The organism is Enterobacter sp. MG-EB028 (assembly GCF_056673305.1).
Genome location: NZ_CP195079.1, coordinates 3,927,581 through 3,948,298, shown reverse-complemented (window position 1 = coordinate 3,948,298; position 20,718 = coordinate 3,927,581). Strand labels below are relative to the sequence as shown.

Annotated in this window: 20 protein-coding genes and 1 other RNA gene; 14 read left to right on the top strand and 7 right to left on the bottom strand. The window is 57.0% G+C overall.

Going from position 1 to position 20,718, the window contains the following annotated elements:
- The 3 genes from ACR42C_RS18630 to zapA all read right to left on the bottom strand — a co-directional run bounded on the left by ACR42C_RS18630 (position 1) and on the right by zapA (position 1,176).
- Positions 1-597 (bottom strand): 5-formyltetrahydrofolate cyclo-ligase, encoded by a 597-nt coding sequence (locus ACR42C_RS18630; RefSeq protein WP_320719827.1) that lies wholly within the window; start codon positions 595-597, stop codon positions 1-3.
- Between the two features lie 24 nt (positions 598-621).
- Positions 622-805, bottom strand: a non-coding RNA gene (gene ssrS, locus ACR42C_RS18625) — 6S RNA.
- Positions 806-846: 41 nt separating this feature from the next.
- Positions 847-1,176, bottom strand: a complete 330-nt coding sequence (gene zapA, locus ACR42C_RS18620; protein ID WP_006811891.1) for a cell division protein ZapA — start codon at positions 1,174-1,176, stop codon at positions 847-849.
- Positions 1,177-1,343: 167 nt separating this feature from the next.
- Here zapA and ACR42C_RS18615 point away from each other — a divergent pair, with 167 nt between their 5' ends.
- From ACR42C_RS18615 to ACR42C_RS18580, 8 genes are all read left to right on the top strand, one after another.
- Positions 1,344-1,922 carry a YecA/YgfB family protein gene (locus ACR42C_RS18615; protein WP_028014333.1) on the top strand — a complete coding sequence of 193 codons (579 nt, stop codon included), beginning with the start codon at positions 1,344-1,346 and terminating at the stop codon, positions 1,920-1,922.
- A gap of 31 nt (positions 1,923-1,953) precedes the next feature.
- Positions 1,954-3,267, top strand: coding sequence for a Xaa-Pro aminopeptidase (gene pepP, locus ACR42C_RS18610; RefSeq protein WP_479985208.1), 1,314 nt, complete (start codon positions 1,954-1,956; stop codon positions 3,265-3,267).
- Positions 3,264-4,442, top strand: a complete 1,179-nt coding sequence (ubiH, locus tag ACR42C_RS18605; RefSeq protein ID WP_439206951.1) for a 2-octaprenyl-6-methoxyphenyl hydroxylase — start codon at positions 3,264-3,266, stop codon at positions 4,440-4,442. The genes pepP and ubiH overlap by 4 nt, the downstream gene beginning before the upstream one ends.
- 12 nt (positions 4,443-4,454) lie before the next feature.
- Positions 4,455-5,657, top strand: coding sequence for an FAD-dependent 2-octaprenylphenol hydroxylase (gene ubiI, locus ACR42C_RS18600; protein ID WP_116341907.1), 1,203 nt, complete (start codon positions 4,455-4,457; stop codon positions 5,655-5,657).
- 397 nt (positions 5,658-6,054) lie between these two features.
- On the top strand, positions 6,055-7,149 hold the full coding sequence (gene gcvT, locus ACR42C_RS18595; protein ID WP_116341905.1) for a glycine cleavage system aminomethyltransferase GcvT: 1,095 nt from the start codon (positions 6,055-6,057) through the stop codon (positions 7,147-7,149).
- 23 nt (positions 7,150-7,172) lie between these two features.
- Entirely contained in the window at positions 7,173-7,562 is a 390-nt protein-coding gene (gene gcvH / locus ACR42C_RS18590; RefSeq protein ID WP_008499718.1) for a glycine cleavage system protein GcvH, read from the top strand.
- 126 nt (positions 7,563-7,688) lie between these two features.
- Complete coding sequence (gcvP, locus tag ACR42C_RS18585; RefSeq protein WP_479984422.1) at positions 7,689-10,562, top strand: aminomethyl-transferring glycine dehydrogenase; 2,874 nt, start codon at positions 7,689-7,691, stop codon at positions 10,560-10,562.
- A gap of 68 nt (positions 10,563-10,630) precedes the next feature.
- Complete coding sequence (locus tag ACR42C_RS18580) at positions 10,631-11,374, top strand: SDR family oxidoreductase (protein ID WP_316380095.1); 744 nt, start codon at positions 10,631-10,633, stop codon at positions 11,372-11,374.
- 47 nt (positions 11,375-11,421) lie between these two features.
- On the opposite strand, the gene bglA is transcribed toward ACR42C_RS18580, so the two are convergent.
- Both bglA and ACR42C_RS18570 read right to left on the bottom strand, forming a co-directional pair.
- On the bottom strand, positions 11,422-12,855 hold the full coding sequence (gene bglA, locus ACR42C_RS18575) for a 6-phospho-beta-glucosidase BglA (RefSeq protein WP_033146593.1): 1,434 nt from the start codon (positions 12,853-12,855) through the stop codon (positions 11,422-11,424).
- A gap of 116 nt (positions 12,856-12,971) precedes the next feature.
- Positions 12,972-13,703 (bottom strand): MurR/RpiR family transcriptional regulator, encoded by a 732-nt coding sequence (locus ACR42C_RS18570; RefSeq protein WP_028014325.1) that lies wholly within the window; start codon positions 13,701-13,703, stop codon positions 12,972-12,974.
- Between the two features lie 265 nt (positions 13,704-13,968).
- Between ACR42C_RS18570 and trhA the strand changes: the two genes are divergently transcribed.
- Complete coding sequence (gene trhA, locus ACR42C_RS18565) at positions 13,969-14,628, top strand: PAQR family membrane homeostasis protein TrhA (RefSeq protein ID WP_023331242.1); 660 nt, start codon at positions 13,969-13,971, stop codon at positions 14,626-14,628.
- Between the two features lie 74 nt (positions 14,629-14,702).
- Here the strand turns inward: trhA and ygfZ are convergent, their stop codons facing one another.
- Positions 14,703-15,683: a tRNA-modifying protein YgfZ gene (gene ygfZ / locus ACR42C_RS18560; protein ID WP_192982604.1), complete on the bottom strand. Its 981-nt coding sequence runs from the start codon at positions 15,681-15,683 to the stop codon at positions 14,703-14,705.
- Positions 15,684-15,977: 294 nt separating this feature from the next.
- Between ygfZ and sdhE the strand changes: the two genes are divergently transcribed.
- Both sdhE and ACR42C_RS18550 read left to right on the top strand, forming a co-directional pair.
- Positions 15,978-16,244, top strand: coding sequence for an FAD assembly factor SdhE (gene sdhE, locus ACR42C_RS18555; protein ID WP_010435322.1), 267 nt, complete (start codon positions 15,978-15,980; stop codon positions 16,242-16,244).
- Positions 16,225-16,635 carry a protein YgfX gene (locus tag ACR42C_RS18550; protein WP_116341897.1) on the top strand — a complete coding sequence of 137 codons (411 nt, stop codon included), beginning with the start codon at positions 16,225-16,227 and terminating at the stop codon, positions 16,633-16,635. The genes sdhE and ACR42C_RS18550 overlap by 20 nt, the downstream gene beginning before the upstream one ends.
- Before the next feature lie 6 nt (positions 16,636-16,641).
- On the opposite strand, the gene fldB is transcribed toward ACR42C_RS18550, so the two are convergent.
- Positions 16,642-17,163, bottom strand: coding sequence for a flavodoxin FldB (gene fldB / locus ACR42C_RS18545; protein ID WP_116341895.1), 522 nt, complete (start codon positions 17,161-17,163; stop codon positions 16,642-16,644).
- A 101-nt stretch (positions 17,164-17,264) separates the two neighbouring features.
- Between fldB and xerD the strand changes: the two genes are divergently transcribed.
- Genes xerD through recJ form a run of 3 tightly spaced genes read left to right on the top strand, consistent with a single transcriptional unit; the run spans position 17,265 to position 20,642 of the window.
- Positions 17,265-18,161, top strand: coding sequence for a site-specific tyrosine recombinase XerD (gene xerD / locus ACR42C_RS18540; RefSeq protein ID WP_116341893.1), 897 nt, complete (start codon positions 17,265-17,267; stop codon positions 18,159-18,161).
- Positions 18,162-18,189: 28 nt separating this feature from the next.
- Positions 18,190-18,903, top strand: a complete 714-nt coding sequence (gene dsbC / locus ACR42C_RS18535; protein WP_116341891.1) for a bifunctional protein-disulfide isomerase/oxidoreductase DsbC — start codon at positions 18,190-18,192, stop codon at positions 18,901-18,903.
- Positions 18,904-18,908: 5 nt separating this feature from the next.
- On the top strand, positions 18,909-20,642 hold the full coding sequence (recJ, locus tag ACR42C_RS18530) for a single-stranded-DNA-specific exonuclease RecJ (protein ID WP_479984421.1): 1,734 nt from the start codon (positions 18,909-18,911) through the stop codon (positions 20,640-20,642).
- Positions 20,643-20,718: the final 76 nt, after the last annotated feature.

Genomic DNA, 20,718 nt, shown 5'->3' with positions numbered 1-20,718 from the left:
CTACCAGACCCAGATTTTACTGGGCGTCACCACAGCCGGTAACGGCACATCCCATTTCTCCACCGGCAGGGCCTCTACAGCCTGGCAATCATGCGCATAACCCACCGGCTGTAGCCCGTACTCCTGCCAGTTTTGCAGCGTTCTGTCATAGAACCCGCCGCCCATGCCTAAACGCTGGCCCTGTTCATCAAACGCCACCAGCGGGGTAATCAGCACGTCCAGCCCGGACAGCGGTAATACGTCGCGCACGTCGAGTTTCGGTTCGGTAATTTTCAGACGATTTACCACCAGCTCGCTGTGCGGGTGGTAGTGTAGAAACAGCAAATTACCTTGGCTAAACGGATGCAGTACCGGCAGATAAACCTTCTTTCCGGCGCGCCAGAGCTGGTCGATAAGCGGCTGGGTATCCAGCTCGCCATCAAACGACAGAAACAGAGCGACCGTGTTCGCCATTACAACTGGCGGATACGCCATCATGCGAGCTGCGGCCTGCTGCGCAAAGTGTGCTTGTTGCTCGGACGTAAGCGCGCGACGACGCTGGCGAATAAGCTGACGGATATCCTGGCGTGAGGCAGAAACTTCAGGGAATTGAGTCATGGTAGTGGGTAGAAGAAGAAAGAGGGAATCTCCGAGATGCCGCCGCAGGCTGTAACCCTTGAACCCTTGGTTCAAGGTGAATGTGTCGTCATAGTTTTAAGGCTTCTCGGACGAACCGAGCATGCTCACCAACCATGGAGCGCCACATTCTTGTGGTATGAAATATCGGCTCAGGGGACTGGCCCGCTTGCGAACATCTCAGAGAAATTTTGTCTTCACAGTTACTCTACCATAGTCAACTGAGAAGTGTTATTCAAACTTTGGTCCCGGTCTTTCGGGATTGCGACCTTGATCAAGCAACGCCTGTTCAATGGTCTGCTGGAGCATTTTAATGCGCTGCTCCATGCTAGCCGCGTAGTCGCGGGTCTTCGCTTTTTCCTGAGTCAGTTCATAGCTGATGTTCAACGCGGCGATGAAAACCAGCTGCTCAGTATTTGTGACTCTAGTGCGTTCTTTTAGATCTTGCAACCGCTGATTCAAATCGTCCGCAGCCTGATTCAAAGCATCCCTTTGTTCAGGCGGACAATTCACTCGCAGTGAACGGCCAAAAATCTGGAGATCGACGGGTTGTGCAGACATGCCACCTTCCTGCTGATTGACTGCGCTGCCTTCGCTTACTGCCTCGGGGGCTGCGAAGGGGCGACACTATAGCTACCCTGATGTGAAGATACAAGCCCTTTTCTGGTATCACCAGGGTCCAAAGTGGTAGCATACCATGAATATCCTCCCTTTGATGACGAATGCGTATGTCTATACAGAACGAAATGCCTGGTTACAAGGATTTAAACCAGTTACTGAACCAGCAGGGAGTCGGTCTTACCCCTGCCGAAATGCACGGTCTGATCAGCGGCATACTGTGCGGCGGAAACAGCGACAGCTCATGGCAGCCGCTGATCCACGACCTCACAAACGAAGGGCTGGCTTTTGGCCACGAACTGGCGGAAGCGCTGCGAAAAATGCACGCGGCCACCAGCGATTCGCTGGAAGACGATGGCTTCCTTTTTCAGCTTTATCTGCCTGAAGGCGACGATGTCAGCGTCTTCGATCGTGCCGATGCGCTCGCAGGTTGGGTAAACCACTACCTGCTTGGCCTGGGCGTTACCCAGCCTAAGCTTGATAAAGTCACCGGCGAAGCGGGTGAAGCGATCGACGATCTGCGTAACATTGCCCAGCTCGGCTACGATGAAGAGGAAGACCAGGAAGAGCTGGAGATGTCTCTCGAAGAAATTATCGAGTACGTGCGCGTGGCGGCGCTGCTGTGCCACGACAACTTTACGCGCTCGCAGCCGACCGCGCCGGAAGTTCGCAAGCCAACCTTACATTAAGAAAAATAACGCACAGGAGGGTGTCATGGTTATCTCGCAACAAGAGTATTTGCGCCGTCGTCAGGCGCTGCTGGCAAACATGCAGCCGGGCAGCGCGGCGCTGATTTTTGCCGCGCCAGAGGTGACGCGCAGCGCCGACAGCGAATACCCCTATCGCCAGAGCAGCGATTTTTGGTACTTCACCGGCTTTAACGAACCGGAAGCGGTGCTGGTGCTGATTAAGAGCAATGACACCCATAACCACAGCGTGATTTTCAACCGCGTACGAGACTTAACCGCTGAAATCTGGTTTGGCCGCCGCTTAGGGCAAGAGGCCGCACCGGAAAAGCTGGGCGTTGACCGTGCGCTGGCGTTTAGCGAAATCAACCAGCAGCTCTATCAGCTGCTAAACGGCCTCGACGTGCTCTACCACGCGCAGGGCGAATATGCTTACGCCGATGAGATTGTTTTCACCGCGCTGGATAAGCTGCGCAAAGGCTCGCGCCAGAACCTGTCCGCGCCCGCCACCCTCACGGACTGGCGTCCGGTAGTGCACGAGATGCGCCTGTTCAAATCTGAAGAAGAGCTGAACGTGATGCGCCGTGCGGGCGAAATCAGCGCGCTGGCGCACACCCGCGCGATGGAAAAATGCCGTCCCGGGATGTTCGAATATCAGCTGGAAGGCGAAATTCATCACGAATTTAACCGTCACGGTGCGCGCTTCCCGTCCTACAACACCATCGTTGGCGGTGGGGAAAACGGCTGCATTCTGCACTACACCGAAAACGAAAGCGCGCTGCGCGACGGCGATCTGGTTTTGATTGACGCCGGTTGCGAATATCAGGGCTATGCGGGCGACATCACCCGTACTTTCCCGGTGAACGGTAAATTTTCACCGGCGCAGCGGGCAATTTATGACATCGTTCTCGAGTCACTTGAGACGGCGCTCACGCTGTATCGGCCAGGCACCTCTATTCAGGAGGTGACCGGCGAAGTCGTGCGCATCATGGTGACCGGGCTGGTGAAGCTCGGCATTCTGAAAGGCGACGTGGACACCCTGATTACCGAGAATGCCCATCGTCCGTACTTTATGCACGGCCTGAGCCACTGGCTGGGGCTGGACGTGCACGACGTGGGCGCATACGCCCCTGAACGTTCACGCGTGCTGGAGCCGGGCATGGTGCTGACCGTCGAGCCGGGTCTGTACATCGCGCCGGATGCCGACGTGCCAGAGGAATACCGCGGAATCGGCATTCGTATTGAAGACGACATCGTCATCACCGAAACCGGCAACGAAAACCTGACCGCGAGCGTGGTGAAAAAAGCGGACGATATCGAGGCGCTGATGGCAGCGGCGCGCGCATGAGCGTGATTATCGTTGGCGGCGGCATGACGGGCGCCACGCTGGCCTTGGCTGTCTCGCACTTAACGAAGGGGCAACTTCCGGTGCATCTTGTCGAGGCGGTCGCCCCACAAACGAAGAATCACCCTGGTTTTGATTCCCGCGCCATTGCCCTGGCGCAGGGCACCTGCCAGCAGCTGTCCCGGATTGGCATCTGGCAGGCCATCGCCGACTGCGCCACCGCCATTAATACCGTGCACGTGAGCGATCGCGGCCATGCCGGGTTTGTGACGCTGGATGCCCACGATTACCGTATTGACGCGCTGGGTCAGGTCGTTGAACTGCACGATATTGGCCTGCGCCTGTTCCGCCTGTTGCAGGACGCGCCGGGCGTTACGCTGCACTGCCCGGCACGCGTTGCCAGCTTCACCCGCAGTGAAGAGGCGGTCAGCGTAACGCTGGACAATGGCATCGTGCTCGACGGACAGCTTTTGGTTGCGGCGGACGGGTCGCGCTCGGCGCTCGGCACCCAGTGCGGCGTAGAGTGGCGACAGCAGCCTTACGGGCAGGTCGCGGTCATTGCGAACGTCTCGACCGCAGCAGAACACAACGGCCGGGCATTTGAACGCTTTACCCAGCACGGTCCGCTGGCGATGCTGCCTATGACGGACGGGCGCTGCTCGCTGGTCTGGTGCCACCCGCAGGATAAAGCCGAAGAGGTTAAGGCCTGGTCCGACGAACGCTTTTGTACCGAGCTGCAGAAAGCCTTTGGCTGGCGGCTGGGGCGTATTACCCATGCCGGGAAACGTGCGGTCTATCCGCTGTCGTTAACCACGGCATCACAGTCTGTTTCTCACCGCGTGGCGCTGGTCGGCAATGCGGCGCAAACCCTCCACCCCATCGCCGGCCAGGGCTTTAACCTCGGCCTGCGGGATGTGATGAGCCTTGCCGAAACGCTTTCGCAGGCATGGAGCGAACAAAAAGACTGTGGCGCTTACCCGGTGCTAAGCCATTACCAGACGCGACGCCAGGCCGATAAAGAGGCGACAATTGGCGTCACCGATGGTTTAGTCCATCTCTTTGCCAATCGCTGGGCGCCGCTGGTTGCTGGCCGCAACCTCGGGCTGATGGCGATGGAACTGTTCATTCCGGCACGTGACGTGCTGGCGCAGCGGACCCTGGGTTGGGTTGCGCGTTAAGGAGTTATCACCGTGCAAAATGTTGATGTTGCCATCGTTGGCGGCGGAATGGTTGGGCTGGCGCTGGCCTGTGGATTGCAGGGCAGCGGACTGCGCGTGGCGGTGCTGGAGCAAAAGCCGCCTCAGCCCGTCGCACCTGATGCCCCGCCAGAACTCCGCGTCTCGGCGATTAACGCGGCCAGCGAAAAGCTGCTGACGCGTCTCGGCGTCTGGTCAGATATCGTCGCCCAGCGCGCCAGCTGCTATCACGGCATGGAAGTGTGGGACAAAGACAGCTTTGGCCATATTGCCTTCGATGATGAAAGTATGGGCTATAGCCATCTGGGCCATATCATTGAGAATGGGGTGATCCATCACGCGCTGTGGCAGAAAGCAGAGCTGTGCAGCGACGTGACGCTGGTCGCGCCTGCGCAGATCCAGCAGGTGGCGTGGGGCGAAAACGAGGCGTTTATCACCCTGCAAAGCGGCGACATGCTGACCGCGCGTCTGGTGGTCGGTGCCGACGGCGCAAACTCCTGGCTGCGTAATAAAGCCGATATCCCGCTGACGTACTGGGATTACCGCCATCATGCGATGGTGGCAACAATCCGTACCGAAGAGCCGCACGGCGGCGTGGCCCGGCAGATTTTCCACAACGACGGTATTCTGGCCTTCCTGCCGCTTGCCGATCCGCACCTGTGCTCGATTGTCTGGTCCTTAGTGCCGGAAAAAGCGCAGCAGATGCAGGAGGCGACGCCCGAGGCCTTTAACCAGGCGCTGTGCGTGGCGTTTGATAACCGCCTTGGCCTGTGCACGCTTGAAAGCGAGCGTCAGGTGTTCCCGTTAACCGGCCGCTACGCGCGCCAGTTTGCCGCGCATCGTCTGGCGCTGGTGGGCGATGCCGCGCATACCATTCATCCGCTGGCCGGGCAGGGCGTCAACCTCGGCTTTATGGACGCGGCGGAGCTGGTTGAGGAACTGCGCCGCCTGCATCGTGAAGGCAAAGATATCGGTCAGCATCTCTACCTGCGTCGCTACGAGCGCAGCCGCAAGCACAGTGCGGCGATGATGCTGGCAGGGATGCAGGGCTTCCGCGAGCTGTTTGCCGGGGCAAATCCGGCGAAGAAACTGCTGCGCGATATCGGTCTTAAACTCGCAGATACCCTTCCGGGTGTTAAACCTCAACTTCTCCGTCAGGCGATGGGTCTTAACGACCTGCCGGACTGGCTTAAATAATATTGACCCCCGTCACACTATAATTTCCCGGCCTCTGCGCCGGGGAAATCCCCTCGTTTGAAATATTCTAATTTCACGTCATTTTTCGCATTAGATAATCTAATGTCGTGTTTTTCTTGTTACGGAAATTCGGCCCGTTTTTCCGCACGAAATATCACCATGTGCTAAATCCTGTTAGATCATTGTTAATTTTGTGCGGGGTTAATCGCATTTTTCCAGTGAATAACTCTGTAGGCTTTTCAGCGTTTTTTGGTCATAAGCTAATGTGATGACCCGTTTTACCTTATGGTTAACCGCCGGTTTCGGTGGTAAGTTCAGGTAAAAGAGAACGTTTGCGTCGGCATTCGGGAACGAGGCCGATACCGGGTTTCACGGTGAATTTTTCAACGAGGACAAGATGGCTCAACAGACTCCTTTGTACGAACAGCACGTGTTATGCGGCGCCCGCATGGTGGACTTCCACGGCTGGATGATGCCGTTGCACTACGGGTCGCAGATTGATGAGCACCACGCGGTGCGCACCGATGCCGGTATGTTCGACGTGTCCCATATGACGATTGTCGACCTGCGCGGTAGCCGCACCCGGGAGTTTTTGCGTTATCTGCTGGCAAACGACGTCGCTAAGCTGAAGACGCCGGGTAAAGCGCTCTATACCGGCATGCTGAATGCTTCGGGCGGCGTGATTGATGACCTCATCGTCTATTACTTCACTGAAGATTTCTTCCGCCTCGTTGTAAACTCCGCCACCCGCGAAAAAGACCTCTCCTGGATCACCCAACACGCTGAACCTTATGCCATCGACATCACCGTCCGTGACGATCTGTCGCTAATCGCCGTGCAGGGGCCAAACGCGCAGGCGAAAGCCGCCTCTCTGTTTAACGACGAGCAGCGCAAAGCCACAGAGGGCATGAAGCCTTTCTTCGGCGTGCAGGCGGGGGATCTGTTTATCGCCACTACCGGCTACACCGGTGAAGCGGGCTACGAAATTGCGATGCCAAACGAGAAGGCCGCTGATTTCTGGCGTGCGCTGGTGGAAGCGGGCGTGAAGCCAGCGGGCCTGGGCGCGCGCGATACCCTGCGTCTTGAAGCGGGTATGAACCTCTACGGCCAGGAGATGGACGAAGGCGTCTCTCCGCTGGCCGCCAACATGGGCTGGACCATCGCATGGGAACCGGCTGACCGTGACTTTATTGGCCGTGAAGCACTGGAGATGCAGCGCGAGAAGGGTACCGAACAGCTGGTGGGGCTGGTGATGAAGGAAAAAGGCGTGCTGCGCGGCGAACTGCCGGTGCGCTTCACCGATGCCGACGGCAATCATCTCGAAGGCGTGATCACCAGCGGCACCTTCTCCCCGACGCTGGGCTACAGTATTGCACTGGCACGCGTGCCGGCGGGCATTGGCGACACGGCGGTGGTACAGATCCGCAACCGCGAAATGCCGGTCCACGTGACCAAACCGATTTTTGTTCGCGCCGGTAAGCCGGTCGCCTAATCATTTTTATCAGGAGAACTTCAATGAGCAATGTGCCAGCAGAACTGAAATACAGCAAAGAACACGAGTGGCTGCGCAAAGAGGCGGACGGCACTTACACCGTAGGGATCACCGAGCACGCGCAAGAGCTGCTGGGCGACATGGTGTTTGTTGACCTGCCTGACGTGGGCACGACCGTTAGCGCGGGCGACGACTGCGCCGTGGCGGAGTCCGTAAAAGCGGCATCTGACATCTACGCTCCTGTGAGCGGCGAAATCGTTGCCGTCAACGACGCGCTGAGTGATTCGCCAGAGCTGGTGAACAGCGAGCCGTATGAAGGCGGCTGGATCTTCAAGATCAAAGCCAGCGACGAATCTCAGGTTGCCGCGCTGCTGGATGCGACCGCGTACGAAGCACTACTGGAAGACGAGTAAGCCATTATCCCTCTCCCCTTTGGGGAGAGGGTAGGGTGAGGGGAACAGACGACACCCTCACCCCAGCCCTCTCCCTTAGGGAGAGGGAGAAAACACATTCACTGCACGTTTCAGGAACCATCGCTCATGACACAGACTTTAAGCCAGCTTGAAAACCGTGGCGCCTTCATTGAACGTCACATTGGGCCGGATGCTAAGCAACAGCAGGAGATGCTGAAGACAGTTGGCGCGGATTCATTAAACGCACTGATCGGCCAGATTGTGCCAAAAGACATCCAGCTTGCCACGCCGCCTCAGGTGGGGGAAGCCACCACGGAATTCGCCGCGCTGGCGGAGCTGAAGGCTATCGCAGGCCTGAACAAGCGCTATAAGTCTTACATTGGCATGGGCTACACCAACGTGCAGTTGCCGCCGGTTATCCTGCGCAACATGCTGGAGAACCCGGGCTGGTACACCGCTTACACCCCGTATCAGCCAGAAGTCTCCCAGGGCCGTCTGGAAGCGCTGCTGAACTTCCAACAGGTGACGCTGGATCTGACCGGTATGGATATTGCCTCCGCCTCGCTGCTGGATGAAGCCACCGCTGCCGCCGAAGCAATGGCGATGGCAAAACGCGTCAGCAAGCTGAAAAATGCTAACCGCTTCTTCGTGGCGGCGGACGTGCATCCTCAGACGCTGGACGTTGTGCGCACCCGTGCGGAAACCTTCGGCTTTGACGTGATCGTCGACGACGCTGACAAAGTGCTGGATCACCAGGACGTCTTCGGCGTACTGCTGCAGCAGGTAGGTACGACGGGTGAAGTACACGACTACGGCACGCTGATTGCCGAGCTGAAGTCCCGCAAAGTGGTTGTCAGCGTTGCCGCCGATTTTATGGCGCTGGTGCTGCTGACGGCGCCGGGCAAACAGGGCGCGGATATTGTCTTCGGCTCTGCGCAACGCTTTGGCGTGCCGATGGGCTACGGCGGCCCGCACGCGGCGTTCTTCGGCGCGAAAGATGAATTCAAACGCTCCATGCCTGGCCGCATTATCGGCGTCTCAAAAGATGCTGCCGGTAACACCGCCCTGCGCATGGCGATGCAGACTCGCGAGCAGCATATCCGCCGCGAGAAAGCGAACTCCAACATCTGTACCTCCCAGGTGCTGCTTGCAAACATCGCCAGCCTGTACGCCGTGTTCCACGGCCCGGCTGGCCTGAAGCGCATTGCCAGCCGCATTCACCGCCTGGCCGATATTCTGGCCTGTGGTCTGCAGCAGAAAGGCCTCAAGCTGCGCCACGCTCACTACTTCGACACTCTGTGTGTGGAAGTGGCGGACAAAGCGGCGGTGCTGGCGCGTGCGAATGCGGCAGAGATCAACCTGCGCAGCGACATCCACAACGCGGTCGGCATTACGCTGGATGAAAGTACCACCCGTGACGATATTCTGAACCTGTTCAGCGTGTTGCTGGGTGACGCGCACGGTCTGGACATTGATGCGCTCGACAAAGAGGTCGCGCTCGACAGCCGCTCCATTCAGGAAAGCATGCTGCGTGTTGACGCGATCCTGACCCATCCGGTGTTCAACCGCTACCACAGCGAAACCGAGATGATGCGCTATATGCACTCTCTGGAGCGCAAGGATCTGGCGCTGAACCAGGCGATGATCCCGCTGGGCTCCTGCACCATGAAGCTGAACGCCGCGGCAGAGATGATCCCTATCACCTGGCCTGAGTTCTCCGAACTACACCCGTTCTGCCCGCCAGAGCAGGCGGAAGGTTATCATATGATGATCAACCAGCTTTCCGACTGGCTGGTGAAGCTGACCGGTTATGACGCGCTCTGCATGCAGCCGAACTCCGGCGCACAGGGCGAATACGCGGGCCTGCTGGCGATCCGTCACTATCATGAAAGCCGCAACGAAGGACACCGCGATATCTGCCTGATCCCAAGCTCTGCTCACGGCACCAACCCGGCCTCTGCCCAGATGGCGGGCATGGAAGTGGTGGTCGTGGCGTGCGATAAGAACGGCAACATCGATCTGGCAGACCTGCGTGCGAAAGCCGAACAGGCGGGCGACAAGCTCTCCTGCATCATGGTGACCTACCCGTCCACCCACGGCGTATACGAAGAGACCATCCGTGAAGTGTGCGAAGTGGTGCACCAGTTTGGCGGTCAGGTTTACCTCGACGGCGCAAACATGAACGCTCAGGTGGGCATTACCTCTCCGGGCTTTATTGGCGCGGACGTGTCGCACCTGAACCTGCACAAAACCTTCTGCATCCCGCACGGCGGTGGCGGCCCGGGCATGGGCCCAATCGGCGTGAAAGCGCACCTGGCACCGTTTGTGCCGGGCCACAGCGTGGTGCAGATTGAAGGCATGCTAACCCGTCAGGGCGCGGTCTCTGCGGCACCGTTCGGTAGCGCCTCTATCCTGCCAATCAGCTGGATGTACATCCGCATGATGGGCGCGGAAGGGCTGAAGCAGGCGAGCCAGGTGGCGATCCTGAACGCTAACTACATTGCGACTCGCCTGAAGTCCGCCTTCCCGGTGCTCTACACAGGCCGCGACGGTCGCGTGGCGCACGAGTGCATCCTCGATATTCGTCCGCTGAAAGAGCAGACCGGTATTAGCGAGCTGGATATCGCCAAGCGTCTGATCGACTACGGCTTCCACGCGCCAACCATGTCGTTCCCGGTTGCGGGGACGCTGATGGTGGAGCCGACCGAGTCTGAAAGCAAAGCCGAGCTGGATCGCTTTATCGACGCGATGCTGGCCATCCGCATGGAGATCGACCGCGTGCAGGACGGCGAATGGACGCTGGAAGATAACCCGCTGGTTAACGCCCCGCACACTCAGCACGAGATGGTGGCAGAGTGGAACCACGGCTACTCCCGCGAACTGGCCGTCTTCCCGGCAGGCGTGGCGAACAAATACTGGCCGACCGTGAAGCGTCTTGATGATGTCTACGGCGACCGTAACCTGTTCTGCTCCTGCGTACCGATGAGCGAATACCAGTAATTATTTGCCATACTGTAGGCCGGGTAAGCGTAAGCGCCACCCGGCTTTTTTTTATCTGGAGGTTGTGAATGGCAATTGCACTGGTCACCGGCGCGAGCCGGGGCATTGGGAAAGCCACCGCGCTGCAGCTGGCACGTGAAGGCTACACCGTGGCGGTAAACTATCACCACAACATTAAATCCGCGACGGACGTGATCAACCAGATCGTTGAGGCGGGCGGTAAAGCGTTTGCCGTGCGTGCGGACATCAGCGACGAAGCTCAGGTGCTGGCGATGTTTGACAGCCTCGATCGTGAAGGCGAGCCGCTTCGTGCGCTGGTCAATAATGCGGGCATTCTGTTTGAGCAATCCACTATCGAGAATCTCTCCGCTGAGCGCATTAACCGCGTCCTTGCGACCAACGTCACGGGCTACTTTCTCTGCTGTCGGGAAGCGGTAAAACGCATGTCCATCAAACATGGCGGCAAGGGTGGGGCGATAGTGAACGTCTCTTCCGCGGCATCGCGTCTGGGCGCGCCGGGTGAATATGTGGATTATGCCGCGTCCAAGGGAGCGGTGGATTCGCTGACAACCGGGCTATCGCTGGAGGTGGCGGCACAGGGTATCCGCGTGAATTGCGTGCGGCCCGGGCTTATCTATACTGATATTCACGCATCCGGCGGGGAGCCGGGGCGGGTGGATCGCGTGAAATCGCTGCTGCCGATGCAGCGCGGCGGCCAGCCGGAAGAGGTGGCCCAGGCGATTGTCTGGCTGCTGAGCGAGAAGGCGTCGTACGTAACGGGTAGTTTTATCGAGTTAGCGGGTGGGAAATAAACCCCTCACCCTAACCCTCTCCCCAAAGGGGAGAGGGGATCACTGCGTTAAAGTTTTTCGCCGTTGCTGGCAATCACTTCCTTATACCAGTTAAAGCTCTTCTTACGGGAGCGCGACATGTCGCCCGTTCCGTCGTCGTGCTTGTTCACGTAGATAAAGCCGTAGCGCTTGCTGTACTGGCCGGTGGTGAACGATACGCAGTCGATGCAGCCCCACGGGGTATAGCCCATCAGATCCACGCCATCGTGCGTGACGGCTTTGATCATCTCTTCCACGTGTGCACGCAGGTAGTCAATACGATAGTCATCGTTGATGCTGCCGTCTTCTTCCACTTTGTCATAGGCGCCGAAGCCGTTTTCCACGATAAACAGCGGCTTCTGATAACGCTCGTACAGCTCGCACAGGGAATAACGCAGGCCCACCGGGTCAATCTGCCAGCCCCAGTCGGACGCCTTCACGTGCGGGTTCGGCACACTGCCTTCAAAGCCGGAGATGGCGTCACCGGTACCGCCTTCCGCCTTCACCGCGTTGGTCATGTAGTAGCTGAAACCTAAGTAGTCGCAGGTACCTTCACGCAGGATCTGCTCGTCGCCTGCCTCCATTTTGATGGAGAAGCCGCGGCGCTCCCACTCGTTCAACACGTAGGACGGGTAGTAACCACGCAGCTGGACGTCGGTAAAGACATAGCGCTCGCGCATCGATTCCTGGGCGAACATCACGTCTTCCGGTTTGCAGGAGAATGGATAGAGCGCCACCATGGCCAGCATGCAGCCGACTTTCATCTCCGGGTTGATGCGGCGCGCGGCTTTCACCGCCAGGGCGCTGGCCACAAACTGGTGGTGCAGGACCTGGTACATGGTCTCTTCCGGATTGTCATGTTCGGTATAGACCACGCCTGAGCAGCAGTAACCGAACAGCGGCGCGCGCCAGTTACGCTGGTTATTGATTTCGTTGAAGGTCATCCAGTATTTGACCTTGTTTTTGTAGCGCTCGAAGACCACTTCCGCGAAGCGCACAAAGAAATCGACCACTTTACGGTTGGTCCAGCTACCGTACTCCTGCACCAGGTGCAGCGGCATTTCGAAGTGGGAGAGGGTGATCACCGGTTCGATGTTGTACTTCAGCAGCTCATCGAACATGTCGTCGTAGAATTTTAGCCCTTCCTCGTTTGGCTGCGTTTCGTCACCTTTCGGGAATATGCGTGTCCAGGCAATAGAGGTACGGAAGCACTTGAAGCCCATCTCGGCAAACAGCTTGATGTCTTCTTTATAGTGGCCGTGGAAATCGATGGCCTCATGATTGGGGTAATATTTACCCGGCACCACCTCCTGCGTGATTTCGCGCGGCACGCCGTGTGCGCCGCCGGTCAAGACGTCGCAAATGCTTGGCCCTTTGCCGCCTTTGTTCCAGCCGCCTTCAACCTGGTGAGCGGCAACCGCGCCACCCCATAAAAAATCTTTTGGTAAGGTTAATTTTTTCATCGCTGCTATTCTCAATAAATGGCTTATTTGTATTGAGTCTAGCAAAGCGAAATTTAATGTCACGATATAACAATTTGCGGAAATTGTGATTTGTCACATCAAAAAAACAGGGTGTTTTATTCCGTCAGTTTCTTCGCCAGCTTGCGTCCGAGGGATTCCAGAATATAGATGACGGGGATTTGCGTGGTGATATCGTAGACGCCGCCAATTCGCGTCTGGGGAACGTGCCAGGAGAGATTAAAGTCCGCCAGTTTTGCCAGGCGAGAGTGCTCATGGCTGGTGATGGAGAGCACCTTACAGTGATGCAGGCTGAACTGGCTGGCGAAGCGCAGTATCTCCTCGGTTTCGCCCGAGACGGAGAGCACAATGGCCAGCGCATTTTTCGCCATATCATTGGTGACCGGGAAATAAGGGTCATCAATATGATTACTGAATTTACCAATATTCGAAAAGAAACGTGCGCCATATTTCGCCAGTGAGCCTGACGTGCCCGCCCCGACAAAAATAATGCGCTCTGAAGAGAGAATGATATTTACCGCGTCATTTAATAACGCGTCGAACTCTTCATTATTCACGCTTTTAAAGAAGCTGATAATTTCGCTGGCACCGAAATTCGCCTGCTGGGGCTCATTCTGCTCAAGATAGAGCTTAAAGCGCACGCGAAATTCCGAATATCCTTCGCAGTTGAGCTTGCGGCAAAAGCGCAGGATGGTGGTGGTTGAGACGCCGGCCGCATCCGCCAGCTCGCGGATGGTCATATACATCACTTTGTCTCGATTTTTGATGACATAGTTGTAGACCATCATCTCCAGGTTATTGAGACTGGCAATGGCGGAGTGGGTGAACATACTCACTGTGGCAAAACTCTCATTCAGACCTCATTTATCCATCATAACATGCAGCCAGACGGCACGGGCCAATTTTATGCCATTGATTAGTAACGCTTAAATTTTTATGTGAACAAATGTCAGGTGAATTGTTTGTTTATGTTTTTGATTTTTATTATAAAAATTTACGTTAAAATTATTTTAGCTAACAGGTGTTCACTGGAATCATTCTCAGTTAGCATAGTCATGCGATGAATAATCATCTTTAGTTTTCCCGGAGTTTTGTATGGCGAGCAGACCATTAATCGCACAGGGATATTCGCTGGCTGAGGAAGTAGCCAACAGCATCAGCCACGGCATTGGCCTGGTGTTTGGGATTGTCGGTTTAGTGTTATTGCTGGTACAGGCGGTAGATACCAATGCCAGCGCGATGGCGATTACCAGCTATAGCCTGTATGGCGGAAGCATGATCCTGCTGTTCCTGGCGTCGACGCTCTATCACGCGATTCCGCATCAACGGGCCAAAATATGGCTCAAGAAATTTGACCACTGCGCTATCTATCTGCTGATTGCGGGTACCTATACGCCTTTCCTGCTGGTGGGGCTAAACTCACCGCTGTCGCGCGGCCTGATGATAGTTATCTGGAGCCTGGCACTGCTGGGGATCCTGTTTAAGCTGACGATTGCGCACCGGTTTAAGGTGTTGTCGCTTGTCACCTATCTGACGATGGGCTGGCTGTCACTGATTGTAGTGTATCAGCTGGCGATTAAGCTGGCGGTCGGCGGGGTAACGCTGCTGGCCGTGGGTGGCGTGGTGTACTCGCTGGGCGTTATTTTCTACGTCTGCAAGCGCATCCCGTACAATCATGCTATCTGGCACGGTTTTGTTCTGGGCGGCAGCGTATGCCACTTTTTGGCGATTTATTTGTACGTGGGGCAGGTGTAGTTTTTTCCACCGTGCGGGCGGTGGCCCTCACCCCGGCCCTCTCCCACAGGGAGAGGGAGGACACCTGTCGACGATTACTCTTCCAGTGAATACGGCAGCGGCTCAATACTCAACGTATTGGCGTCGTCGCGCACGCGGAACACGCTGTCGGCTTCCATGTCGTTGTTCATGACGGCTTGAACCAAAAGACGGCCATCCTCCAGCTGTACGGCAGCTAACACGGTGCCTGTACGGCGCCAGTTATCGCCCATCTTCAGTTCTAAGTCTTCACCCGCTTCCGGTACGCGGCTGGCATGGCCCACCAGTGTCCACAGCGCGCGTTTGTTTGCCCCACGGAATTTTGCACGCGCCACCATTTCCTGGCCGGTGTAACAGCCCTTTTTAAAGCTGATGCCGCCCAGCGCCTGAAGGTTCGTTGCCTGGGGGATAAACTGCGCGCTGTTTGCGGCGTCAATCACCGGCAGACCCGCTTCGATGTTCAGCGCCAGCCACTGCTGGCTGTTGTTGAGCTGCGCTTCGCCGCGCAGCGCATCGGTCACGCGTTCGGCGGTTGCGGCATCCGTGACTAACAGGAAGCGCTCTGCCGGGTGTTCAAACCACAGAATGGAGGTCGCGCCCTCGCTGACCACCTGTTTTTCTGCATCCGGCAGTTCAGCAAACAGGTTTTTCAGCGCTGCACGCGCCTGGAAGCCCGCCACGCCCAGTAGAACATGTTCGTCGTCCGGGGCGATGGTGACTTTGGAAAAGACTGCGTATTTTTTCAGCTCTTTGAGCTGCGCATCACGCAGGCTGCGGCGTTCGATAAAGGCAAACCCATCCTGACGGCGGAACAGACGCAGGTTGCTCCACATTTTGCCTTTAGGATCGCAGTGCGCGGCCAGCAGATGCTGGTGTTCAGTCATCTGCGCGACATCCGCGGTGACCTGACCCTGCAGGTATTTTTCGGCGTCAGCGCCGGAGAGGGTAGCCAGCGCCCAGTCATCAAGAGAAATAAGCGTCAGCGGCAGACGCGCAGAGGCGGCGGGCTGGCGAGGAGAAAATGGTGTAAATGCCATAACGATATCCTGAATTGCTTAACGCTTTGATAATGCCTAATGGTAAAAGAGCCTGCAGGCATTGCAAGCGCTTTCAGCAGACCATTTGTGCCATAAACCGGTTATGCGTAGCGCTAAGCAAAATAGTGTAATCCGCTGTCTTTGTAGGGAATATTCTGGAAGCCAGCTCCTCGATCGCAATATTCCAGTAATGAAACGGTCAAAAACACGTTACACTAGCTGGTGTCCCCGTAAAGAAATTAAGAACAGAGAACGGGGTACCGACTGTGCCAAACGTAATGCAGGAAACTGAACATGGATATTAACAACAAGGCCCGTATTCACTGGGCATGCCGTCGCGGCATGCGTGAACTTGATATTTCCATCATGCCTTTCTTCGAATATGAGTACGACAGCTTAAGCGATGATGATAAGCGTCTGTTTGTTCGGTTGCTCGAGTCTGACGATCCGGATTTATTCAACTGGCTGATGAACCACGGCAAACCCGCCGACACCGAGTTGCAACGGATGGTGCAATTAATTCAAACACGGAATCGGGAACGTGGTCCTGTGGCAATCTGATCTTCGCGTCTCGTGGCGCTCGCAGTGGATGTCTTTATTGCTCCACGGCCTGGTTGCGGCCATCGTGTTGCTGATGCCGTGGCCCCTGAGCTATACGCCGCTGTGGCTGCTGTTGCTGTCATTTGTTGTTTTTGACAGCGTACGCAGCCAGCGTCGCATTAATGCGCGCCAGGGTGAAATCAAGTTACTGATGGACTCCCGCCTGCGCTGGCAGGGAAAAGAGTGGGATATTCTTGGTATGCCCTGGATGCTCAACTCCGGGATGATGTTACGGTTACGCAAGGTTGATGGCGGACGTTGCCAGCACCTGTGGCTGGCGGCTGACAGCATGGACGCGTCAGAATGGCGGGATCTGCGCCGGATGTTGCTGCAACAGCCGACGCAGGAGTAGGGGGCGTTAGCTAAATTTTTCTGCCATTTCGCCGAGGATCTGCTCGCACCAGGTCTGCAGGCGCTCGTCGCTGAGATCGTACTGATTGGTTTCATCCAGCGCGAGCCCAACAAACAGCTCGCCGTCGGCAATAATCGGTTTTTTACTGGTGAATTCATACCCTTCGGTTGGCCAGTAGCCGATAAACGTCGCCCCTTTTGGTGCCAGCTTGTCGTGCAGCATGCCGAGTGCGTCCAGGAACCATTCGCCGTAGCCCAACTGGTCACCCATGCCGTACATCGCAATAATTTTACCGTCGAAATTGACTGAATCGAGCTGATCCCAGATGGCTTCCCAGTCTTCCTGTATCTCCCCAAAATCCCAGGTTGGGATGCCGAGGATCAGCACATCGTACTGTTCCATCAGCGCGACCGCGTCATCTTTCAGGTTATGCAACGTCACCAGTTCCGGGCCAATGATGTCGCGAATTTTCTCTGCCGCCATCTCGGTGTAGCAGGTGCTGGAACCATAGAACAGACCAATATTCATCGCGTAACTATCTCAATTCATGCTTTGACATTGCGCGTAGTGTACCAGAAACCGGTCGCAATCAGGCATAATGGCCTGACTGCAAAATCAAAGGGGCTGATGTGGAAAAGGATCTCACACTCGTTGAACAGTTTCTCGACGCGCTGTGGCTGGAGAAAAATCTGGCTGAGAATACCCTCAGTGCCTACCGGCGCGATCTCTCCATGCTGGTGGAGTGGCTGGCGCGTCGGGAGCTATCGCTTGCAAGCGCGCAAAGTGACGACCTGCAGGCGCTGCTCGCTGAACGTGTAGAAGGGGGTTACAAAGCCACCAGCTCTGCACGATTGCTCAGCGCAATGCGTCGGCTTTTCCAGCATCTCTACCGCGAGAAGATTCGCGGGGACGATCCCAGCGCGCTGCTGGCGTCCCCGAAACTCCCGCAGCGGCTGCCGAAAGATCTTAGCGAAGCACAAGTTGAGAGATTATTACAGTCACCGGCTGTTGACCTGCCGCTGGAGTTACGCGATAAAGCCATGCTTGAGTTATTGTATGCTACCGGCTTGCGCGTTTCGGAACTGGTTGGCCTGACGATGAGCGACATCAGCCTGCGTCAGGGCGTGGTGCGCGTCATCGGTAAAGGAAACAAGGAGAGGCTGGTGCCGCTGGGTGAAGAGGCGGTTTACTGGCTGGAGACGTACCTTGAGCATGGCCGTCCGTGGTTGCTTAATGGCGTGTCTATCGACGTCCTGTTTCCGAGCCAGCGCGCGCAGCAGATGACGCGGCAAACGTTCTGGCATCGCATCAAGCATTACGCCACACTGGCGGGTATCGACAGTGAAAAGCTCTCGCCGCACGTATTGCGTCACGCCTTCGCGACGCATTTGTTAAACCACGGCGCAGATTTACGCGTGGTGCAGATGCTGCTGGGACACAGCGATCTTTCAACGACGCAAATTTACACCCATGTCGCGACGGAACGCCTGCGGCAGCTACACCAACAGCACCACCCTCGTGCGTGAGTGCCGACAAATTGTAACAGGATCACATATGAAAAAGTCTTTCGCGCTGCTCACCCTGCTGGCAGCCTCATTTACCGGCTTCGCCCATGCGGACGACGCCGCTATCAAACAGTCTCTGGCTAAGCTTGGCGTCACCAGCAGCGACATCCAGCCTGCGCCGGTTGCTGGCATGAAAACGGTACTGACCAACAGCGGCGTGCTGTACGTCACCGAAGACGGCAAACACTTCATTCAGGGGCCGCTGTACGACGTGAGCGGCGCGCAGCCGGTGAACGTCACCAACCAGCTGCTGATGAAAAACCTTAATGCGCTCGAAAAAGAGATGATCGTCTATAAAGCGGCGCAGGAAAAACACGTGATTACCGTCTTCACCGACATCACCTGCGGCTACTGCCACAAGCTGCATGAACAGATGAAAGACTACAACGCGCTGGGCATTACCGTGCGCTATCTGGCCTTCCCGCGCGCGGGCGTGCAGAGCCAGCCTGAACAGGACATGAAGGCGATCTGGTGTGCGAAAGACCGCAACAAAGCGTTTGATGACGCAATGAACGGCAAAGGCATTAAGCCTGCCTCCTGCGACATCGACATTGCTAACCACTACGCGCTGGGCGTGCAGTTTGGCGTGAGCGGGACGCCAGCGATTGTCCTGAGTAACGGCTATGTTGTTCCGGGTTATCAGGGACCAAAAGAGATGAAAGAGTTCCTCGACGCGCACCAGAAACAGTTTGGTGGTAAATAATTCGCGTGAAAGCCCCCATCAAATTGCGCCGCCGCGAGGCGGTTGAACCCGTTGATTTGCCGGACGATCTCCCGGCGCTGCTGAAGCGCCTCTACGCCAGCCGCGGCGTGCGTCGCTCTGAGGATCTTGAGCGCAGCGTGAAAGGGATGTTGCCCTGGCAGCAGCTGAACGGTATCGAGAAAGCTACCGAAATGCTCTACAACGCGCTTCGCGAGGGAACGCGCATTGTAGTGGTCGGGGATTTCGACGCCGACGGCGCAACCAGCACCGCGCTGAGTGTGCTCAGCCTGCGCGCACTGGGCTGCGATAACGTCACGTATCTGGTGCCGAACCGCTTTGAAGACGGCTATGGCCTCAGCCCGGAAGTTGTCGATCAGGCCCACGCCCGCGGTGCGCAGATGATCATGACCGTAGACAACGGGATCTCCTCCCATGCGGGCGTCGATCATGCTCACGCTTTGGGGATCCCGGTGCTGGTCACCGATCACCACCTGCCCGGCGATACGCTCCCCGCAGCGGAAGCGATTATTAACCCCAACCTGCGCGACTGCGATTTTCCATCGAAATCTCTCGCCGGCGTGGGGGTGGCGTTTTATCTGATGCTGGCGTTACGGACCCTGCTGCGTGATAAGGGCTGGTTCGAATCCCGCGGTATTGCCATACCAAACCTGGCCGAATACCTCGACCTGGTGGCGCTGGGCACCGTAGCGGACGTGGTGCCTCTTGATGCCAATAACCGCATTTTGACCTGGCAGGGCTTAAGCCGCATTCGTGCGGGCAAGTGCCGCCCCGGAATTAAGGCGCTGCTGGAGATTGCCAACCGCGATCCGCTCAAGCTGGCGGCAAGCGACCTGGGCTTTGCCCTCGGGCCGCGTCTGAATGCTGCCGGCAGGCTGGACGATATGTCCGTCGGCGTGGCGCTGCTGCTGTGCGACAACATAGGTGAAGCGCGCGTACTGGCCAACGAGCTGGACGCCCTGAACCAGACCCGTAAAGAGATTGAGCAGGGGATGCAGGCCGAAGCGCTGACCCTGTGCGAAAAGCTCGAACGCAGCGGCGATACGCTGCCGGGCGGGCTGGCGATGTACCATCCTGAGTGGCATCAGGGCGTGGTTGGCATTCTGGCGTCGCGCATTAAAGAGCGCTTCCACCGCCCGGTGATTGCGTTTGCACCCGCGGGCGACGGCACGTTGAAAGGCTCTGGCCGTTCGATTCAGGGGCTGCACATGCGCGATGCGCTTGAGCGTCTGGATACGCTGTACCCGGGTCTGATGATCAAGTTCGGCGGCCACGCGATGGCGGCTGGCTTGTCTCTGGATGAGGCGAAATTCGACGAGTTCCAGCGCCTGTTTGGCGAGCTGGTCACCGAGTGGATTGACCCGGCGCTGCTGCAGGGAGAGGTGGTCTCTGACGGTGAGCTGTCTGTCTCCGAAATGACGATGGACGTGGCGCAGATGCTTCGCGATGCCGGTCCATGGGGGCAGATGTTCCCGGAACCGCTGTTCGACGGGCGATTCCGCCTGCTGCAGCAGCGTATCGTCGGCGAACGTCACCTGAAGGTGATGGTCGAGCCCGTGGGCGGCGGACCGCTGCTGGACGGCATTGCTTTCAACGTTGACACATCTATCTGGCCGGACAACGGCGTGCGCGAGGTCGAACTGGCGTACAAACTGGATATCAACGAGTTTCGCGGTAACCGCACCCTTCAGATCATCATCGACAATATCTGGCCAATTTAGCGGCAGTAATCTCTATAAAAAAGGGCGTGGATTCGGTACAATCCCGCTCTTATCACCGCATTTTGACAAGTCCATA

Excerpts from the sequence above, each read along its gene's own strand:
- ACR42C_RS18630 (WP_320719827.1), bottom strand. The coding sequence starts at position 597 with ATGACTCAATTCCCTGAAGTTTCTGCCTCACGCCAGGATATCCGTCAG.
- zapA (WP_006811891.1), bottom strand. The coding sequence starts at position 1,176 with ATGTCTGCACAACCCGTCGATCTCCAGATTTTTGGCCGTTCACTGCGA.
- ACR42C_RS18615 (WP_028014333.1), top strand. The coding sequence starts at position 1,344 with ATGTCTATACAGAACGAAATGCCTGGTTACAAGGATTTAAACCAGTTA.
- ubiH (WP_439206951.1), top strand. The coding sequence starts at position 3,264 with ATGAGCGTGATTATCGTTGGCGGCGGCATGACGGGCGCCACGCTGGCC.
- gcvT (WP_116341905.1), top strand. The coding sequence starts at position 6,055 with ATGGCTCAACAGACTCCTTTGTACGAACAGCACGTGTTATGCGGCGCC.
- gcvH (WP_008499718.1), top strand. The coding sequence starts at position 7,173 with ATGAGCAATGTGCCAGCAGAACTGAAATACAGCAAAGAACACGAGTGG.
- gcvP (WP_479984422.1), top strand. The coding sequence starts at position 7,689 with ATGACACAGACTTTAAGCCAGCTTGAAAACCGTGGCGCCTTCATTGAA.
- ACR42C_RS18580 (WP_316380095.1), top strand. The coding sequence starts at position 10,631 with ATGGCAATTGCACTGGTCACCGGCGCGAGCCGGGGCATTGGGAAAGCC.
- bglA (WP_033146593.1), bottom strand. The coding sequence starts at position 12,855 with ATGAAAAAATTAACCTTACCAAAAGATTTTTTATGGGGTGGCGCGGTT.
- ACR42C_RS18570 (WP_028014325.1), bottom strand. The coding sequence starts at position 13,703 with ATGTTCACCCACTCCGCCATTGCCAGTCTCAATAACCTGGAGATGATG.
- trhA (WP_023331242.1), top strand. The coding sequence starts at position 13,969 with ATGGCGAGCAGACCATTAATCGCACAGGGATATTCGCTGGCTGAGGAA.
- ygfZ (WP_192982604.1), bottom strand. The coding sequence starts at position 15,683 with ATGGCATTTACACCATTTTCTCCTCGCCAGCCCGCCGCCTCTGCGCGT.
- sdhE (WP_010435322.1), top strand. The coding sequence starts at position 15,978 with ATGGATATTAACAACAAGGCCCGTATTCACTGGGCATGCCGTCGCGGC.
- fldB (WP_116341895.1), bottom strand. The coding sequence starts at position 17,163 with ATGAATATTGGTCTGTTCTATGGTTCCAGCACCTGCTACACCGAGATG.
- dsbC (WP_116341891.1), top strand. The coding sequence starts at position 18,190 with ATGAAAAAGTCTTTCGCGCTGCTCACCCTGCTGGCAGCCTCATTTACC.